This window comes from Candidatus Kurthia intestinigallinarum (assembly GCF_003991225.1).
Lineage (GTDB): Bacteria > Bacillota > Bacilli > Bacillales_A > Planococcaceae > Kurthia > Kurthia populi.
In genome coordinates this window covers 1-1,150 of record NZ_JTFC01000130.1, presented here as the reverse complement: position 1 = coordinate 1,150, position 1,150 = coordinate 1, and the positions used below count along the sequence as shown (strand labels likewise).

At 36.0% G+C, this 1,150-nt stretch carries 1 protein-coding gene; it reads left to right on the top strand.

The annotated features are described in order from the left end of the window. Nucleotides 1–1,150: DEAD/DEAH box helicase (locus QI30_RS19160; RefSeq protein WP_158621091.1), on the top strand; the 1,150-nt coding region annotated here is incomplete at both ends.

Genomic DNA, 1,150 nt, shown 5'->3' with positions numbered 1-1,150 from the left:
TAAATGGAGCAAATCCATTTGTATATTTCGCCTCTATGCAAGATTTACGAGGCTCTGTCAAAGTCGGCGGTGATCACGAAAAGAATGATTTAATCTTCGAAACCAAATGGGACTGTGTAATTGTTGATGAAGCACACGAAGGTAATAAAACACCTCTAGCTAAGGCCGTACATAAAAATCTTGAACGCTCCTTTACCCTTGAATTATCTGGGACACCATTTAATCTCTTTGAAGATTACGAGGATGAAGCAGATATTTATACGTGGGACTATGTTATGGAACAACAAGCTAAGTATGAGTGGGATCAAAATAATTTTGGTGATTCAAATCCATACGCAAGCTTACCTAAATTATCTATTTTTACATATCACCTTGATAAAGAATTCATCAATCATCAATATGTTGATATTGAAGATAAAGCTTTTAACTTCAGAGAATTCTTCAGAACGTATGACAATAATGAGCCAAACTTTTCATTACGTGGGAAATTTGTTCACGAAAAAGATGTATGGGATTTTTTAAATTTAATTTCTAAAAAAGACCGTTATGAAGAACATCAGACAAACTTCCCTTTTTCAACAGATTATTATCGCGACAATTTAAGAAATACACTTTGGTTAGTACCAGGTGTTCAAGAGGCTCGTGCTTTAAGCGAATTAATGAAAGAACATGATGTATTTAGCCAATTTGATATTATTAACGTTGCTGGTTCAGGAGATAATGATTCAGAAAATATAGAAGCTTTAGAGAAAGTAAAGAAAGCTATTGGAGACGATCCAGAGAACGCTTATACAATCACTATTACATGCGGCAAACTAACAACTGGTGTAAGTGTACCAGCTTGGACTGGTGTGATGATGCTGTCTAACACAACATCGCCATCTACTTATCTACAAACAGCTTTCCGTGTACAAACACCTGCTAATATTGGTGGACAAATTAAAACAGAATGCTATGTCTTCGACTTCGCACCTGATAGAACCTTAAAAATGGTGGCTCAAGCTGCACAGTTAAATACAAAGGCCGGTAGTTTAAATTCGCCGGATCAAAAGGCTGCCATGGCTACGTTCTTAAACTATTGTTCTGTTATCAGCAACGATAATAGCAAAATGAATGCTATTGATGTTGAACACATGTTACGCCAACTGAA